Origin of the sequence: Sciscionella marina DSM 45152 (assembly GCF_000379465.1) — a bacterium.
Classification (GTDB): Bacteria; Actinomycetota; Actinomycetes; order Mycobacteriales; family Pseudonocardiaceae; genus Sciscionella; species Sciscionella marina.
The window spans coordinates 434651-450073 of sequence record NZ_KB905392.1; the positions used below are offsets into that span (position 1 = coordinate 434651).

At 69.6% G+C, this 15423-nt stretch carries 17 protein-coding genes; 8 read left to right on the plus strand and 9 right to left on the minus strand.

What is annotated here, in order from left to right:
* Nucleotides 1-3: 3 nt before the first annotated feature.
* The gene (locus A37U_RS0119030) at nucleotides 4-1158 is read right to left on the minus strand and encodes an acyl-CoA dehydrogenase family protein (RefSeq protein ID WP_020498260.1); all 1155 of its coding nucleotides are present in this window, start codon (nucleotides 1156-1158) and stop codon (nucleotides 4-6) included.
* A 105-nt stretch (nucleotides 1159-1263) separates the two neighbouring features.
* Here A37U_RS0119030 and A37U_RS0119035 point away from each other — a divergent pair, with 105 nt between their 5' ends.
* Both A37U_RS0119035 and A37U_RS51635 read left to right on the plus strand, forming a co-directional pair.
* On the plus strand, nucleotides 1264-1911 hold the full coding sequence (locus A37U_RS0119035) for a TetR/AcrR family transcriptional regulator (RefSeq protein ID WP_020498261.1): 648 nt from the start codon (nucleotides 1264-1266) through the stop codon (nucleotides 1909-1911).
* Between the two features lie 143 nt (nucleotides 1912-2054).
* Entirely contained in the window at nucleotides 2055-2516 is a 462-nt protein-coding gene (locus tag A37U_RS51635; RefSeq protein ID WP_157182893.1) for a hypothetical protein, read from the plus strand.
* Nucleotides 2517-2523: 7 nt separating this feature from the next.
* Here the strand turns inward: A37U_RS51635 and A37U_RS0119045 are convergent, their stop codons facing one another.
* The 6 genes from A37U_RS0119045 to A37U_RS0119070 form a co-directional block, all read right to left on the minus strand.
* A complete protein-coding gene (locus tag A37U_RS0119045; protein ID WP_169526898.1) occupies nucleotides 2524-5463 on the minus strand; it encodes a helix-turn-helix transcriptional regulator in 2940 nt (979 codons plus the stop codon).
* Nucleotides 5464-5484: 21 nt separating this feature from the next.
* Nucleotides 5485-5679: a hypothetical protein gene (locus A37U_RS0119050; protein ID WP_020498264.1), complete on the minus strand. Its 195-nt coding sequence runs from the start codon at nucleotides 5677-5679 to the stop codon at nucleotides 5485-5487.
* 148 nt (nucleotides 5680-5827) lie between these two features.
* Entirely contained in the window at nucleotides 5828-6670 is an 843-nt protein-coding gene (locus A37U_RS0119055) for a helix-turn-helix domain-containing protein (RefSeq protein ID WP_026197368.1), read from the minus strand.
* 10 nt (nucleotides 6671-6680) lie between these two features.
* Nucleotides 6681-7589 carry an acyl-CoA thioesterase II gene (tesB, locus tag A37U_RS0119060; protein WP_020498266.1) on the minus strand — a complete coding sequence of 303 codons (909 nt, stop codon included), beginning with the start codon at nucleotides 7587-7589 and terminating at the stop codon, nucleotides 6681-6683.
* Nucleotides 7586-9007: a pyruvate kinase gene (gene pyk, locus A37U_RS0119065; RefSeq protein ID WP_026197369.1), complete on the minus strand. Its 1422-nt coding sequence runs from the start codon at nucleotides 9005-9007 to the stop codon at nucleotides 7586-7588. Before pyk ends, tesB begins: the two co-directional genes overlap by 4 nt.
* A 71-nt stretch (nucleotides 9008-9078) precedes the next feature.
* Entirely contained in the window at nucleotides 9079-9723 is a 645-nt protein-coding gene (locus A37U_RS0119070; protein ID WP_020498268.1) for a DUF2461 domain-containing protein, read from the minus strand.
* Nucleotides 9724-9782: 59 nt separating this feature from the next.
* Between A37U_RS0119070 and A37U_RS0119075 the strand changes: the two genes are divergently transcribed.
* Entirely contained in the window at nucleotides 9783-10841 is a 1059-nt protein-coding gene (locus A37U_RS0119075; protein WP_020498269.1) for a DUF4037 domain-containing protein, read from the plus strand.
* On the opposite strand, the gene cutA is transcribed toward A37U_RS0119075, so the two are convergent.
* Complete coding sequence (cutA, locus tag A37U_RS0119080) at nucleotides 10825-11142, minus strand: divalent-cation tolerance protein CutA (protein ID WP_020498270.1); 318 nt, start codon at nucleotides 11140-11142, stop codon at nucleotides 10825-10827. The genes A37U_RS0119075 and cutA overlap by 17 nt on opposite strands.
* Nucleotides 11143-11197: 55 nt before the next feature.
* Between cutA and A37U_RS0119085 the strand changes: the two genes are divergently transcribed.
* The 5 genes from A37U_RS0119085 to A37U_RS44270 are packed head-to-tail and all read left to right on the plus strand — an operon-like array spanning nucleotide 11198 to nucleotide 14550.
* The gene (locus A37U_RS0119085) at nucleotides 11198-12085 is read left to right on the plus strand and encodes an ABC transporter substrate-binding protein (protein ID WP_020498271.1); all 888 of its coding nucleotides are present in this window, start codon (nucleotides 11198-11200) and stop codon (nucleotides 12083-12085) included.
* 41 nt (nucleotides 12086-12126) lie between these two features.
* Nucleotides 12127-13170, plus strand: a complete 1044-nt coding sequence (locus A37U_RS0119090; protein ID WP_020498272.1) for a FecCD family ABC transporter permease — start codon at nucleotides 12127-12129, stop codon at nucleotides 13168-13170.
* On the plus strand, nucleotides 13157-13927 hold the full coding sequence (locus A37U_RS0119095) for an ABC transporter ATP-binding protein (protein WP_020498273.1): 771 nt from the start codon (nucleotides 13157-13159) through the stop codon (nucleotides 13925-13927). The genes A37U_RS0119090 and A37U_RS0119095 overlap by 14 nt, the downstream gene beginning before the upstream one ends.
* 49 nt (nucleotides 13928-13976) lie before the next feature.
* On the plus strand, nucleotides 13977-14207 hold the full coding sequence (locus tag A37U_RS54910; RefSeq protein WP_020498274.1) for an AbrB/MazE/SpoVT family DNA-binding domain-containing protein: 231 nt from the start codon (nucleotides 13977-13979) through the stop codon (nucleotides 14205-14207).
* Nucleotides 14200-14550, plus strand: a complete 351-nt coding sequence (locus A37U_RS44270) for a type II toxin-antitoxin system VapC family toxin (RefSeq protein ID WP_063712804.1) — start codon at nucleotides 14200-14202, stop codon at nucleotides 14548-14550. Before A37U_RS54910 ends, A37U_RS44270 begins: the two co-directional genes overlap by 8 nt.
* Before the next feature lie 25 nt (nucleotides 14551-14575).
* Here the strand turns inward: A37U_RS44270 and trpA are convergent, their stop codons facing one another.
* Nucleotides 14576-15379, minus strand: coding sequence for a tryptophan synthase subunit alpha (gene trpA, locus A37U_RS0119110; RefSeq protein ID WP_020498275.1), 804 nt, complete (start codon nucleotides 15377-15379; stop codon nucleotides 14576-14578).
* Nucleotides 15380-15423 lie beyond the last annotated feature (44 nt).

Sequence of the window (15423 nt, forward strand, 5' to 3'; positions counted from 1 at the left end):
CGGTCACAGGGTCCGCGCGATGATGTCCTTCATGATCTCCGTGGTACCGCCGAAGATGCGCTGCACCCGCGCGGCCGACCAAAGCCGGGAGATCGGGTACTCCTCCATGTAGCCGTAGCCGCCGAACAACTGCAGACACTTGTCCGCGACCTTGCTGAGCCGCTCGGTGGTCCACCACTTGACCATGGCCGCGCCCCGCACGTCGAGTTCGCCACGCAGATGCTTCTCGATCGCGCTGTCCAGATAGGTACGGCACACCTCGACCTCGGTGGCGCACTCGGCGAGCACGAAGCGGGTGTTCTGGAACTTGATCAACGACCTGCCGAAGACCTCGCGCTCCTTGACGTACTGCAAAGTCAGCCCGACCGCGATCTCCATGGATGCCACCGCGGTCACCCCGATGACCAGCCGTTCCTGCGGCAGCTGCTGCATGAGCTGGATGAAGCCCTGCCCCTCATCGGTGCCGAGCAGATTGCTCACCGGCACCCGCACATCGTCGAAGAACAGCTCGGAGGTGTCCTGGGCGTGCATACCGTTCTTCTCCAGCACCCGTCCCCTGCGGAACCCCTCGCGCGCGGTCTCCACCGCGATCAGCGAGACGCCCTTGGCGCCCTCGTCCGGATTGGTCTTGCACGCGACCACGACCAGGTCGGCCTGCGAACCGTTCGTGATGAACGTCTTCGCGCCGTTGATCACGTACTCCTCGCCCTGGCGCACCGCCTTGGTCTTGATGCCCTGCAGGTCGGATCCGGTGCCCGGCTCGGTCATCGCAACGGCGGCGACCCACTCCCCCGAGGCCAGCTTCGGCAGCCACGCCTTCTTCTGTTCCTCGGATCCGTAGGCGTTGATGTAGTGCGCCACGATGCCGGAGTGCACGGCGTTGCCCCAGCCCTCGTCCCCGGCGTAGGCCTGCTCCTCGAGCAGCACCACCTCGCTGGCGAAGTTCGCGCCGCCACCGCCGTATTCCTCGGGAATGGAAAGGCAGAGCAGCCCGACCCCGCCCGCCTTGGTCCACAGTTCGCGGTCCACGTGCCGCTGCTTGGCCCAGCGGTCGGCGTTCGGCACGAGCTCCTTCTCGCAGAAGGTCCGCGCGAGGTCCCGGAACGCGGCCAGGTCTTCGTCCATCCAGGACGGCGTCGTCGTCGGGTGGAAACCCATCACGACCTCCTTGTCTCTCGCGATGAGGTAAAAACATTCCGACTGGCATGTTTGTTGCCTGGCAGAAGTTACCGGCGCCCGATCGGCCTGTAAAGTCCGGGCACTGTGACGTCAACTGCCGAGACCACGACGCCCGGCGCGCGGGGCAACGGACGCGGGCACCGCACCCAGGCCGAGCGCACCGAACAGACCACGAACGCGTTGCTCGAGGCCACCATCTCCTGCCTCGTGGAGCTCGGCTACGCGCGCACCTCGGTCAACGAGATCTGCAAGCGCGCCGGGGTGTCCCGGGGCGCCCAGCAGCATCACTTCACCACCAAGGCCGAACTGATGGCCAAGGCGATCGAGCACCTGGCCACCAAACTCTCCGAACGGTTCACCGAACAGCTCGCCGCGGCCCCGGAAAAGACCGACAAGGTCGAGACCGGGATCGAGCTGCTGTGGCAGGCCTACGCCGGGGAACTCTCCGCAGCCGCGCTCGAGCTCTGGGTCGCCGGGCGGACCGATCCGGAACTGCGCGCGGCCATGCGCCCGGTGGACAAGGCCCTGGGGCGCACCTCGATGCGCGCCTTCGCCGCGGTCTCCGGGATCGAGGTGGAGGCCAACCGCGCGCAGACCCTGTTCTGGATGACGGTGAACCTGACGAGGGGGCTCGCGCTCGACGCGGAGATCGGCGGGGACCGCACCCGCAGGCACGCCCAGCTCGAACTGTGGAAGGAACTGGTCAGTGACTCACTGAAAAAGAGTGACTGACCACATCACAGGAACACGGTGCGGGCGGCGCGCGAACCGCGGCGGTACGCACTACCCTGAGCTCCGGAGGCAACTTTTCGCAGCCTTGCCGCGTGGACGGTACTGGAGGCGTGAGGCGTCGCTATACCTGTCGGGGAGGTGGCATGACGCGGCAAGACGATGAAGGTCCGCCCGAGGAGGGACGCAAGCGCGGTTTCTCGGTACCGGGCAAGGCGACCATCGCCACCGCGGCGGCGGTGCTCGCGTGCGGCATCATCGGCGTGCTCCTCGGCGCCTATCTGCACGAGGTGCGGCCCGGGCTCAGCGCCCCGGCCGCCTACGACCACGGTGTCTCCCGGACCACGGACACCTCGACAACGGTGACCACGATCGTGGTGACCGAGGTGCCGCGCACGAGCAAGCACACCACCGAGAACAGCCAGCCGCCGCCCGCTCCGACGACCGTGCCGACCACGACACCAGCTCCGCCGTCGAGCTCGAGCTCCGCGCCACCGTCGAGTTCGAGTTCCGCGCCGAGTTCGGCACCGAGCTCCACTCCGAGCAGCACCACGAGCACCTGCGGGTTCCTCGGTTGCCTGTTCGGCGGGGACGGCGATCAGCGGTGAAGCGCGCTCACCGGTGCAGCAGGCCGCGGTCGTAGGCCACCGCGACGGCCTCGGTCCGCCTGGTCGCACCGAGCTTGGCCATCGTCCTGCTCAGGTGCACGCTCACCGTCTTCTCGCTGATGAACAGCGCCAGCCCCACCTCGCGGTTGGTCTTGCCCTCGGCGACCAGTTCGAGCACCGCCTGCTCGCGTTCGGTCAGCCCGGACTCCCCGCCACCGGGTGACCCGAGCCGGGCCCGCTTGATCAGGTCCTCGGCCGCTTCCCCCAGCGGAGCGGCGCCGAGCCGTTCGGCGACCTCCCTGGCCTTGCGCAGCTGCACGCCCGCCCGCTCCCGCTCGCCGGCCTCGAGCAGCACCCGCGCGTAGCGCAGGCGGTAGGTGGCCTGGCTGTGCACCTCGCCGTAGCCGAAGGCCTCGACCGCGGCGGCGAACCGCTCCGCGGCGTCCGGCGCCCCGGTGGCCGCGGCGTACTCGGCTCGGACCGCGGCGAGCCAGGCCTTGGCCTCGATCCCGAGCGAATGTTCCGCGTCGATGCGTTCGGCGTGTTCGAGCAGCTGACGGTCCTTGCCCGGGGCGAGCCCGGCCGCCTCGATTCCACCCGCGTCCCCGATCGCGCCGAGGGCAAGCGCGGCCGCGCGGATGCCTCCGCTGGCCAAGGGCTTGCCGACGGACACGAAGAAGGCGAGCATGGCGTCGATCACGCGCACCGCGCCCCGGTGGTCGCCGCGCCAGGAGCGCAGCGCGGCCTCACAGGTGGCCGCCCACACCGGGACCTGCCAGTCCAGCTGCCACTTGTCCCGGATCTCCTCGAGCATGCGCTCGGCCTCGGTGAACCGCCCGCGTTCCACGAACACCGGCAGGCTCATCGCGGTCAGCCGCGCACTCACCACATCGTCGAGCGCGCGCCCGCTGGACTGGGTGATCTCCAGGCTGCGGTCCCAGAACCCGGCCTGGAACAGTGCGGCCGCCAGCTGGATCCGGCATTCCACCCCGAACACGCTGAACGTGAGTCCGTACTCGCCCGCCCTGGCCAGAGTGGCCTCCAGTTCGGTGATCGCGGCGTCCAGCTCACCCACCTCGAAAGCCTGGAAACCGAGCATGTGCCTGGCGCGCAGTTCCGCGTTCGGCGCCTCGGATTCCGTCGCGATCCGTGCCGCCTCGAGGTAGTGCTCGCGGGCCTGTTCCGGGTGGCCACTGCGCACCTCCACGGTGCCCAGGGTGATCAGGGCGTTCGCTTTGCCCGGCGCATACCCGGCCTTCTCGGCGGCGGCGATGGCCTGGATCGCGGCGTCCCCCGCCGCCTCGGTGTCCACCCTGCGCAGCAGGATCGAGCGGGTGGCCAGTACCGAGGCCTTGTCCCGGTGGGCCTCGGTGTCCTCCAGCAGCTGCCAGGCCCGGTCGATCGCGTCGAACGGCTCCTCGCCCGGGTCGTCGAGCGAGACCACCGATTCGGCGACCCGGCGCAGCGCGCGGGCCAGATCGACGGGATCCGTTCCCGGTTCCGCGGCCCGCACCGCCTGCCTGGCGTACCGGTGGGCCCGTTCCGGCTGGCCGATCGATCCGCACAGCGCGGACGCCTCGCGCAGCAGGCCCGATTCGGTCACCGCGTCCGGGCGCTGTCCGGCGGGCACCTTCGGCCAGATCCGCAGTGCCCGTTCGGCGTGCCGTAACGCCTCGTTCGGGGCACCGAGCCGTTCGGCCTCGTCCACCGCGTCCACCAGGGCGGCGAGCGCCTCCGGAAGCGTGTCGCTCTCCAGGGCGTGGTGGGCGAGCGCGGCAGCGACCCCCTTGCCCTTCTCTTTCTTGATCGCGGCGACGTAGTGGCCGTGCAGCCGGGCACGCTCACCGGGAAGCAGGTCCCCGTAGACGGCCTCACGCAGCAGGGCATGCCGGAAGCTGTAGCGGTCCTGGTCCCCGTCCACGACCAGCAGGTGATGCCCGATCGCCTCGCGCAGGGCACCGTCCAGGCCCGCCTCGGTGTGCCCGCTCTCCTCGGTGACCGCGACCAGCCTGCGGTGCCGGATCCACCGGCCGCCGACCGCGGCGATCCGCAGCAGCTCCTGGGCCTCGGCGGAGAGCTGCTCCACCCTGGAAAGCAGGACGTCGGCGAGTGCCCAGGGCAGCTGGCCCTGTCCGGTGCCCGCCGCGGCGATCAGTTCCTCGGCGAAGAACGCGTTGCCCTCGCAGCGGGCGGCGATATCCCGCAGCAGGGTGCCGCTCGATTCGATGCCCGCTTCCTTGGCCAGCTCCCGCACCAGAGTGGTGCTGTGCCGCTCGGAAAGCGGCCCCAGATCGACTCGGAGCACCGCCTTGTCCCGGACGAGCTCGGCGAGCACCGGGCGCAGTGGATGGCGCCGGTGCAGCTCATCGGTGCGATAGGTGGCCACCACGAACAGCCGCTGAGCCTGCAGCCGCGCGATCAGGAAGGAGAGCAGGTGCAGCGTGGAGGACTCGGCCCAGTGCACGTCCTCGATCGCGAGCAGCACCGGACGGCGCGCGGCCACCTCGGTGAGCGCGCCGAGCACCGCGTCGTAGAGGCGCAACTGGCCCACGTCCTGCTCGACCCGGCGGCCACCGGGCGGCACCAGGACCGGCGCGCTGCCCTGCGCCTCGGGCGGCTCGATGCCGGGAGCGAGCGGAATCAATGCGGGGCGGGTGGCGACCACATCCGGTTCCACGGTGCCGAGCCTGCCCAGCGCCTCGGCGAACGGCAGATAGGGCATGCCGCTCTCGCCGACATCGAGGCAGCGCCCGGCGAGCACCAGCCCGCCGCGCTCGGTGGTCAGCGCGGCGAGTTCGCGGAGCACCCTGGTCTTGCCGACCCCGGCCTCCCCCGCGAGCAGCACCGCACCCGCCGTCCCGTCGATGGCGGACTCGAGCGTGCCGCGCAGCATGTCCAGCTCCGCGGCACGACCGATCAGCGGTAAGGCGTTTCCTACTCGGGGCACGAGCTCCATTCTCGCGTACGGCTACGACAGTTTCCGATCCGTTTTTCCGGTCCGGGCTTTCCGGGCCTTCCGGGACTTCGCGCGCTCGCCGGTCCGCGAACGCCGCCACCACGGCACCAGCGGTACGGGCCTGCCGAGCGCGCCCTGGGCGTCCCGGATCCTGCGCAGTTCCTCGCGGTAGGCGAGTTCGGCTTCGATCACTTCTGGGGTGAGCATGGTCCTCGAGCTCCTCGTCGTCATCCGACCTTGTCGAGCTCGACAGTTCCGCTAAGGCCCGCCCCCGGACATCGGGCGAACACGTCGCAGGAGGACGCGGAAGGACCGTGCCGGATCCCTTACCCCGCGCGGCACGGGGTAAGGGCACTCATCCCTTGCTGAAGGATTCGATCAGCCGCAGGCTCTCGTCCTGGGGCAGCGCCGAGGCGATCAGGTGCTCGAACATCAGCCCGTAGCGGTCCACATCGTCCTGTTTCTCCAGGTAGACCGCGGACATGGTGTTCTCGACGTAGACCACGTCGGTATCGGCCTTGTCCGCGAACCGCAAGATGAGGAACGGGCCCTCGAGTCCGCAGTGCTCGCCCGCGGAGAACGGCAGCACCTGCAGGTTCACGTGCGGCATCTCGACGGCGTCGAGCAGGTACTTCAGTTGCCGGTCGCGTACTCCCTTGCCGCCGACCTCCCGGTGCAGCACCGCCTCGTCCATCACCGCCCAGTAGCGTGGCGGGTCATTGCCCCACAGCAGCTTCTGGCGTTCCATCCGGCCGTCGACGTGCCGGTCGATCTCGGCGTCCTCCGCGTCCGGGCGGATGCCCTTGAGCGTGGCGAAGGCGTACTCCCTGGTCTGCAGCAGGGCGGGCACGAGCAGTGCCTGGAACGCGCGCAGCGCCACGGCCTCCTGTTCGAGACCCACGAGCGCGCCGGTGAACACATCGTTGTACGCGTGCCACCAGCCCTTCTGCTTGGCCTGACGGGCGAGGGTCACCAGTGTGTCCCGCTGCTCGCCGTCCACCCCGTAGAGCTCCAGCATGTCGCGCGCGTCGCGCGGATTGACTCCGACGTGCCCGGTTTCCATCCTGGACACCTTCGAAGCCGAGCACTCCAGCTTTTCGCCGACCTCCTCGATGGTCAGCCCCGCCCGCTCACGCAATCGCCGCAGCTCCGAGGCCAGCCGCCGACGACGCACCGTCGGGCTTTGCTCCCTAGTCACGGGCGAAATGTTACGTCGTGCCGATCACACGGAGCAGACCCTCCTGCACAACGGTCGCGATGAGGGTGCCATCCCGGGAGAAGAACCGGCCGGTAGCCAGCCCGCGGGCACCCGAGGCGCTCGGCGAGGCGCAGTCGTAGAGGAACCATTCATCGGCGCGGAACGGCCGGTGGAACCACAGCGCGTGGTCCAGGCTCGCGCCGATGACCTTGTCCGTCCCCCAGTACACGCCGTGCCTGGCCAGCGGCGCGTCCAGCAGCGTCATGTCACTGGCGTAAGTCAGCACGCAGACGTGCAGCAGCTGGCTGTCCGGCAGGGTGCCGTCGGCCCGCATCCACACCTGGTTGCGTGCCGCGCGCGGGCCGTTCTCCCTGGACCGCCATGGCGGCTCGGTGACATAGCGCAGATCGATCGGGCGCGGCCGCAGCGCACTGGAGGTGAAGCCCTCGATCTCGAGCTCCGCGGCCTGTTCGGCGACCCCGGGCAGGGTGTCCGGGTCCGGGACCTCGGGCATGTCGTCGGAGTGCTCGATCCCGTCCTCGGTCCGCTGGAACGAGGCGGACAGCGTGAAGATCGCCTTACCGTGCTGGATCGCGGTGACCCGGCGGGTGGTGAAGCTGCGCCCGTCGCGGGTGCGCTCCACCTCGTACACGATCGGCACCCGCGGATCCCCGCCGCGGATGAAGTAGGCGTGCAGCGAGTGCACCCGGCGTTCCGGGTCCACGGTGCGGCCCGCGGCGACCAGCGCCTGGCCCGCGACCTGACCGCCGAACACCCGCACCGGCGAATCGGGCGGGCTGACCCCGCGGAAGATGTTCTCCTCGATCACCTCGAGGTCCAGCAGGGCGATGAGCTGGTCGAGCATCGGCTGCTCGGGCCCACTGCCCTCGGCAGCCGCGCGCCGGGCCGCCTCGGTCATACGTCCTCTTCCCCGAGCCGGTGCACCCGGATGAGGTTCGTGGAGCCGATGGTCCCCGGAGGCGAACCGGCGACGATGACCACCTGGTCACCGCGCGAGTAACGGCCGAGTTCGAGCATGGCGTTGTCCACCTGGGTGATCATCCGGTCGGTGGAGTCGACGCTCGGCACCAGGAAGGTCTCGGTGCCCCAGGTGAGCGCGAGCTGGCTGCGCACGTTCTGCTCCGGGGTGAAGGCGAGCAGCGGCAGCCGGGTGTGCAACCGGGCGAGCCTGCGCACGGTGTCCCCGGACTGGGTGAATGCGACCAGGGCCGAGGCGTTGAGTCGTTCCCCGATGTCCCGCGCGGCGTAGGAGAGCACCCCGCGCTTGGTGCGCGGCACGTGGGTCAGCGGCGGCACCTCGACCGATTCGCTCTCCACGGCCCGCACGATGCGGCTCATGGTCTCCACCGTCTCGATCGGGTAGCGCCCGACACTGGTCTCACCGGAGAGCATCACCGCGTCGGCACCATCCAGCACGGCGTTGGCCACGTCGGAGGTCTCGGCTCGGGTGGGCCGGGAGTTGTTGATCATCGAGTCGAGCATCTGGGTCGCGACGATGACCGGCTTCGCGTTCTCCCGCGCGATCTGGATGGCGCGCTTCTGCACCAGCGGCACCTGCTCGAGGGGCAGCTCGACGCCGAGGTCTCCCCTGGCGACCATGACCCCGTCGAAGGCGAGCACGATCGCCTCCAGGTTCTCCACCGCCTCGGGCTTCTCCAGCTTCGCGATCACCGGCAGCCGCCCGAGCCCGACCCGGTCCATCACCTGGTGCACCAGGTCGATGTCCGCGGGCGAGCGCACGAAAGACAGCGCGATGAAGTCGGCCCCGAGGCGCAGCGCGAACTCCAGGTCCTCGATGTCCTTCTCGGAGAGCGCGGGAACCGAGACATCCATCCCGGGAAGGCTGATCCCCTTGTGGTTGGAGACGGTACCGCCCTCGACCACCTCGCACACCACGTCCGACCCGTCCACCTCGGTGACCCGCAGGCAGACGTTGCCGTCGTCGACGAGCAGCCGGTTCCCCGCCTTCGCGTCCTGGGCGAGCCCCTTGTAGGTGGTGGAGACCCGGTCATGGGTTCCGGCTACGTCCTCGACGGTGATCCGGACGACGTCCCCGGTGCGCCATTCCACCGGCCCGGAGGCGAACGTGCCGAGCCGGATCTTCGGGCCCTGGAGATCGGCGAGTACCCCGACCGCGCGACCGGTTTCCTCGGCTGCGGCGCGGACGAGCTCGTAGACCTGCTTGTGGTCGGAGTGCGAGCCGTGGCTGAAGTTCATCCTCGCCACATCCATGCCCGCCCCGACGAGAGCGCCGACCTTCTCCGCCGTCGACGTGGCCGGACCGAGCGTACAGACTATTTTCGCGCGCCTATTCACACCACGACAGCCTAGTCGCTCTTCCTGGATCGATCCCCCTCGCGGGGGCGCGTGTCACCATGGCGCCCTCGTCACACACCCACGTGGTCGACGAACCATTCGGTCAGCGGGCGCGCCGTCCGCCAGGAATCCCGCACCCTGCGCAGCAGGCCGCGCTCGTGCAGCAGGTTGTCCGGCTCCCATTCGCGGACGAGATACAGGCTGCGATGCCGCAGCAGCTCGAGGCGCGGATGATCGGGTGCGACGCCGCGCGGCTTGGTCTTCATCGTGTCCCCGCGCAGCTCCCAGCCCTTGCGGGTCAGCCCGTCGATCAGGTCCTGCAGCTCCCCGCCGCGCCGGTCCTCGTCGAGCGCGGTGCGCAGCCGGGCGAGCTGGTCCGGTTCGGTGTGGAAACAGCCCGCACCCACGAGCAGTCCGTCCGAGGAAAGCTGCATGTACAGCGCCCCACCGCCGCGACCGCGTTCCAGCACCGCACCGCAGTGCGTCTTGTACGGCGTCTTGTCCTTGGCGAAGCGCAGATCCCGGTACGGCCGGAACACCTTGCCGGTACCGAACTCGCCGAACTCCCCCTCCAGTTCGGCGAGCAGGGCCTCCATCGGCGCGCGCACCTGCTCGAGGTAGATCTGCTTGTTGTCCTCGTAATAGGCCTTCGAATTGTCCGCGAGCAGCCCGTCGTAGTACTCGACCGCGTGTTCCCCGAAGCCCTCGAATCGCATTCCCGCAATGGTAGTGAATTCGGTGGCGCGCTCCCCCGCGCGGCCGGAATGCTCTCCCCATGTCACCTTCCGGGCCGTCTTCGGATTTCCTGCCGGGCATCGAGCTGTCCCGCTACTGCTACCGCGAATTCCTCGCTCCCGTGTTCCATGGGTACCCGCATGCGGCCGCGCTGCTCGGCCCCGGGTCGGAGGTATTCGGCTTCGACACGAACCGCTCGACCGACCACGACTGGGGCCCGCGACTGCAGGTGTTCGTCGAGGACGAGACCGGTGAGCTCGCGGCACGCGCCGAACGCGCACTGCCCCGCGAGGTCCACGGTCATCCACGGTTGCCCGGGGCTCTCGAGGTGGCCGGGCTCGGCACGTGGTTCCGCGCTCGGCTCGGCTTCGATCCCGGCGAGCCCACGGTCTTCGACTGGCTCGCCACCCCGACCCAGTTGCTCGCCGAGGTCACCGGGGGCGCGGTGTTCCACGACGGGACCGGGGAACTGACCGCCGTCCGGACCCGGTTGTCCTGGTACCCGGACCAGGTGTGGCGCTACATCCTCGCCTGTCAGTGGCAGAAGATCAGCGAAGAGGAATCGTTCCCCGGACGGTGCGCTGAGGCCGGCGACGAACTCGGTGCCGCGGTGGTCGCCGCCCGGTTGGTGCGCGAGCTGATGCGGCTGGGTTTCCTGCTCGAACGCCGGTACCCGCCGTACAGCAAGTGGCTCGGCAGCGCGTTCGCCCGGCTGGAGCTCGCGCGGGAATCGGCGCCCGTACTGCGAACCGCCACGGGAGCTCGCGAGGCCGGGGAGCGGGAGCAGGCGCTGGCGACCGCCTACGGGCACCTGGCCCGCGCGCAGAACGCGCTGGAACTGACCGAACCGGTCGACACCGCCATCCGCACCTACCACGCACGGCCGTACCGGGTGCTGCACGCGGAACGGTTCGCGGACGCCCTGCTCGCCGGGATCACCGACCCGCAACTGCGCGGGCTGTCCAGGGCCGGGGCCGTCGACCAGTACGCGGACGATCCGAAAGTCCTTGTGCCGCAAGGGCCGTGTCCCGCAACGACCGGCAACACCGCGCGGGCGATCACCGCCGCGGTGCACCCCGGACTCAGCGGGTCTCGCTGACCAGCCAGTCCAGATATTCGCTGCTGCCGCCGGTGATCGGTGTGGCGACGATCTCGGGCACGTCGTAGTCGTGCTTGGCCCGGATGTGTTCGGTGAGCGCAGCCACCCGGTCTGCGGCGGTCTTGATGTCCACCCGCCATTCCGGATCGGTCTGCACCGCGCCCTCCCACCGGTAGACGCTGGTGATCGGTCCATTGACCTGCGCGCAGGCACCGAGGTTCGCCTCAACCGCCGTGGACGCGATGCGCAGCGCCGCCTGTTCGCTCTCCGTGGTCGTGGTGACGATGGTGTGCTCGGACATAGCCGCAGGGTACCGAGTAACCTCACACGACGTGCGAACTCGATCGTTGCTCGTCGTGACCGCTGTCGCCGTGCTGCTCACCGGGGGCTGTGCGCAGCGCTCCGAACAGGCCGCCGCTCCCCCGAAGGACGGCGGTTACCCGGTCACGGTCGATTCCTCCGGCAGCAAGCTCACGATCAAGAGCAAGCCGAAGCGCATCGTCTCGCTCGGCCCGTCCGCCACCGAGGACCTGTTCGCGATCGGCGCGGGCAAGCAGGTGATCGCCGCCGACTCGCTCTCCGACTACCCGAAGGGCACCCCGCGCACCCAGCTGTCCTCGTTCCAGCCCAACGTGGAGGCGATCGCCGGGTACAAACCGGACCTGGTGGTGGCGACCGACGATATGAACGGCCTCTCCGGCAAACTCGCCAAACTCGGCATCCCGGTGCTGTTCGTCAAGGCGCCGAAGAACCTCGACGGTGTCTACGGACAACTCGGGACCCTCGGCAAGGCGACCGGGCACGAGCGCGAAGCCTCCGACACCGCCAAACGGATGCGCCACGACATCGACAAGCTCGTGGCGGACACCCCGAAGCCCGCGAAGGTGCTCTCCTACTTCTACGAGGCCGACAGCACGCTGTACACGGCGACCTCGAAGACCTTCATCGGCAGCGTGTTCGGCATGTTCGGGATGCGCAACATCGCCGACGACGCGGACAAGACCGGCTCCGGCTACCCGCAGCTGTCCGCGGAGAAGGTGCTGCAGAGCAACCCGGACCTGATCTTCGTCACCGACAAGGAGTCCGCCGCGGCTGTCGGTGCACGCGCCGGCTGGTCGGCGCTGAACGCGGTGCAACGGCACCAGGTGATCGAACTCGACCCGAGCATCTCCGCGCGGTGGACCCCCAGGCTCGTGGACCTGGTGCGGGAAGTAGCCAGGGCGGTGGACGAGGCCGGGAAGTAACCCGCCCGCCGAACGAACCGGGTCCGAAGAGAAGGCACGTGATGAAACAGGCGGCGGAGCCGGGATTGCGCCCCACGAAGCTGCGCGCCCGGCACCTCCTGGTGACGGTGCTCCTGCTGCTCGCCGTGGTGCTCGGGGCGATACTGCTCGGCGCCATCGATCTGGGCGCAGGCCGGGTGCTCGGTGAGATCTGGGCACAGCTCACCGGCGGCGTCTCCCCGCTGTCCGCACAGGAGGCCGCGATCCTCTGGGAGATCCGGGTGCCCCGGGTCGTGCTCGGCTGCCTGGTGGGTGCGGCACTCGCCGGGGCGGGGGCGGCCTATCAGGGAGTGTTCGCGAACCCGCTCGCCGACCCGTACCTGCTCGGTGCCGCGGCCGGGGCCGGGCTCACCGCGACGGTCGCGGTCGTCGCCGGGGCAGGCACCTCGGGTGGCCTGGTGCCGATCGTGGCCTTCGCGGGCGCGATCGGCGGGGTGGTGCTCACCTGGACCCTCGGCAGGGCGGCCGGTCGCGGCACCATGACGCTGCTGCTGGCCGGTGTGGTGATCTCGGCGTTTCTCACCGCCGTGCAGACCTTCGTACAGCAGCTCGACACCACCACGATCAGCAAGCTGTACAGCTGGATGCTCGGCGGGCTCGGCAGCCCCGGCTGGTCCGAGATCCTTGCCGTGCTCCCCTACATCGTGCTCGCCGGGATCGTGCTGTGTATCTGTGCGCGCCTGCTGGATGTGCTCACCCTCGGCGACGAGGAGGCCGCGGCGCTCGGGATCCGGCCCGGGCTGGTGCGGATGCTCGTGCTCGGCGCGGCCTGCCTCGCCACGGCGGCCGCGGTCTCGATGAGCGGGCTGATCGGTTTCGTCGGCATCGTGGTCCCGCACGCGATACGCCTGCTCGTGGGCGCCAGCCACCGCATCCTGATTCCGCTGTCCCTGCTCGGCGGCGCGGCTTTCCTGGTCGTCGCGGATGTCGTGGCACGCACCGCGCTCGCTCCGGCCGAACTTCCGCTCGGGGTGGTCACCGCCTGCGTCGGCGCGCCCTTCTTCCTCGTGATCCTGCGCAAGGGGACCCGCAATGGACGGGCTTGAGCTGCACGGGCTCGCCGCAGGATACGGCGGGCACGACAAGGTGTCCGGGGTGGACGTCACGGTGCCGCCCGGATCCTGGCTGGCCATCGTCGGACCCAACGGGGCCGGGAAATCCACCCTGCTCAAGGCCACGGCCGGGCTGATTCCGCACCGGGGCGAGGTCAGCCTGGACGGGACCGCGCTCGCCGGTCTCGGGCGGCGCAAACGGGCTCGCGCGCACGCCTACGCCCCGCAATCCCCGCAGCTGCCCGCCGGGCTCACCGTCACCGACTACGCGCTGCTCGGCCGGACACCGTACCTCGGGCCCTTCGCCCGGGAAAGCTCCGCCGATCTGCGCATCGTCGCGGATGTGTTGCTGCGCCTGGATCTCAGCGAACTGGCCGACCGCGCACTGCACACCCTTTCCGGGGGCGAACGACAGCGCGCGGTGCTCGCCAGGGCGCTGGCCCAACAGGCCGAGGTGCTGTTGCTCGACGAACCGACCACCGGACTGGACATCGGGCACGCGCAGTCCCTGCTCGATCTGGTCGACCGGCTGCGCACCGACGACGGCAGCACCGTGGTGACCACGCTGCACGACCTCACGCTCGCCATGTTGTACGCGGATACCGTGCTGCTGCTGGATTCCGGCCGCGCGGTTGCCTCGGGTCCGCCCGCCACGGTGCTCACCCCCGAGGTGCTGTGGCAGCACTACGGAGCGCGGGTGGAAACCCTGCGCACCGCGGACGGACGCACCGTGCTCACCCCGGTGCGGTGAGCGAGTTCTCGGTAAGAATGGCAAAATTCTTACCGAACAGGGGGTTCCGATGCGAATTACCGAAAAAGGTCAGCTGACCATTCCGATCGATGTACGGAAAGCTCTCGGTATCCGCCCAGGCGACGAGGTCGAGGTGCGCCTCGAGGGCGACCACGCCGTGTTGCAGCGAATCGAACGACCGGCTGATTACAGCAGGCTGGTGATCGAACAGCTGCGCGGCAAGGGCGATGTACCGATGACGACCGACCAGATCATGGCTTTGATGCGCGGCGATGGCTGAACCGGCAACACTGGTCGACACGAACGTTCTGATCGACATCCTCACCGAGGACGAAACGTGGTTCGTTTGGTCTTCGACTGCGCTCGGCACCGCCTTGCGTGAAGGACGGCTGGTGATCAATCCGGTCATCTATGCGGAAGTATCCGTACGGTTCGCCGACTACGAAACCTGTGACGCGACGCTCAGCGAGAAGGTCTTCGCCCGCGAGCCGCTCCCGTGGGAAGGCTCCTTTCTTGCCGGAAAGGCCTTCCAGCGCTACAAGCAACGCGGCGGCACGAAAACCAGTCCACTGGCGACTTCTGCATCGGGGCGCACGCAGCTGTCGCCGGGCTGCAGCTGTTGACCAGGGACGCGCGCCGGTACCGCGACTACTTCCCCACGGTCGAGGTCATCGCGCCCCGACCGCGCACTCCCGCCGCGAGTTCCCCGGCCAGTGCGCGCACCGCCGCTTCCGACTCCCCGGCCGCGGTGACGAAGGCGGAGCCGACGATCACCGCATCGGCGAACCCGGCGACTTCGGCGGCCTGCTGCGCGGAGCGCACCCCGAGTCCGAGCCCGATCGGCAGCTGGGTGTGCCTGCGCGCGCGGGCCACGGTCTCGGCCGCGGTGTCCGACAGGGTCGCCCGTGCACCGGTGACCCCCATGACCGCCGCGGCGTACAGGAATCCGCTGGATGCGTTCGCGGTGAGCGCGATCCGTTCCTCGCTCGAGGACGGCGCGACGAGGAAGATCCGGTCCAGCCCGGCGGCCCCGGCCGCGGCGCACCAGCCCGCATCGTCATCGGGAACCAGGTCCGGGGTGATCACCCCGAGCCCGCCCGCGGAGGCGAGATCGCGGGCGAACCGCTCGACGCCGTAGCGGTGCACCGGATTGAAGTAGGTCATCACCACCGCTCGCCCGCCCGCCGCGGCGACCGTCTCGACGGTGCTGAACACGTCGGCGAGCCGGAAACCGTTGCGCAGCGCGGTATCCGCCGCGGCTTGGATGGTCGGCCCGTCCATCACCGGATCCGAGTAGGGCACCCCGACCTCGACCAGATCGCAACCGGATTCGAGCATCGCGGTCAGGGTGCGCTTCCCGTCCGCCACGGTCGGGTACCCGGCGGGGAGGTAACCGACGAGCGCGCCCCTGCCCTCGGCATGCGTGGTGTCGAACAGCGCCTGCAAGGTCATCGCACTCGCTCCCTGGGGGAGCTCGGCGCTTCCCGCGGGCACTG

What these genes read in the sequence shown, in the direction of transcription:
- A37U_RS0119030 (WP_020498260.1), bottom strand. Translation starts at nt 1,158, where the DNA reads ATGGGTTTCCACCCGACGACGACGCCGTCCTGGATGGACGAAGACCTG.
- A37U_RS51635 (WP_157182893.1), top strand. Translation starts at nt 2,055, where the DNA reads ATGACGCGGCAAGACGATGAAGGTCCGCCCGAGGAGGGACGCAAGCGC.
- A37U_RS0119050 (WP_020498264.1), bottom strand. Translation starts at nt 5,679, where the DNA reads ATGCTCACCCCAGAAGTGATCGAAGCCGAACTCGCCTACCGCGAGGAA.
- tesB (WP_020498266.1), bottom strand. Translation starts at nt 7,589, where the DNA reads ATGACCGAGGCGGCCCGGCGCGCGGCTGCCGAGGGCAGTGGGCCCGAG.
- A37U_RS0119070 (WP_020498268.1), bottom strand. Translation starts at nt 9,723, where the DNA reads ATGCGATTCGAGGGCTTCGGGGAACACGCGGTCGAGTACTACGACGGG.
- A37U_RS0119075 (WP_020498269.1), top strand. Translation starts at nt 9,783, where the DNA reads ATGTCACCTTCCGGGCCGTCTTCGGATTTCCTGCCGGGCATCGAGCTG.
- cutA (WP_020498270.1), bottom strand. Translation starts at nt 11,142, where the DNA reads ATGTCCGAGCACACCATCGTCACCACGACCACGGAGAGCGAACAGGCG.
- A37U_RS0119090 (WP_020498272.1), top strand. Translation starts at nt 12,127, where the DNA reads ATGAAACAGGCGGCGGAGCCGGGATTGCGCCCCACGAAGCTGCGCGCC.
- A37U_RS0119095 (WP_020498273.1), top strand. Translation starts at nt 13,157, where the DNA reads ATGGACGGGCTTGAGCTGCACGGGCTCGCCGCAGGATACGGCGGGCAC.
- A37U_RS54910 (WP_020498274.1), top strand. Translation starts at nt 13,977, where the DNA reads ATGCGAATTACCGAAAAAGGTCAGCTGACCATTCCGATCGATGTACGG.
- A37U_RS44270 (WP_063712804.1), top strand. Translation starts at nt 14,200, where the DNA reads ATGGCTGAACCGGCAACACTGGTCGACACGAACGTTCTGATCGACATC.
- trpA (WP_020498275.1), bottom strand. Translation starts at nt 15,379, where the DNA reads ATGACCTTGCAGGCGCTGTTCGACACCACGCATGCCGAGGGCAGGGGC.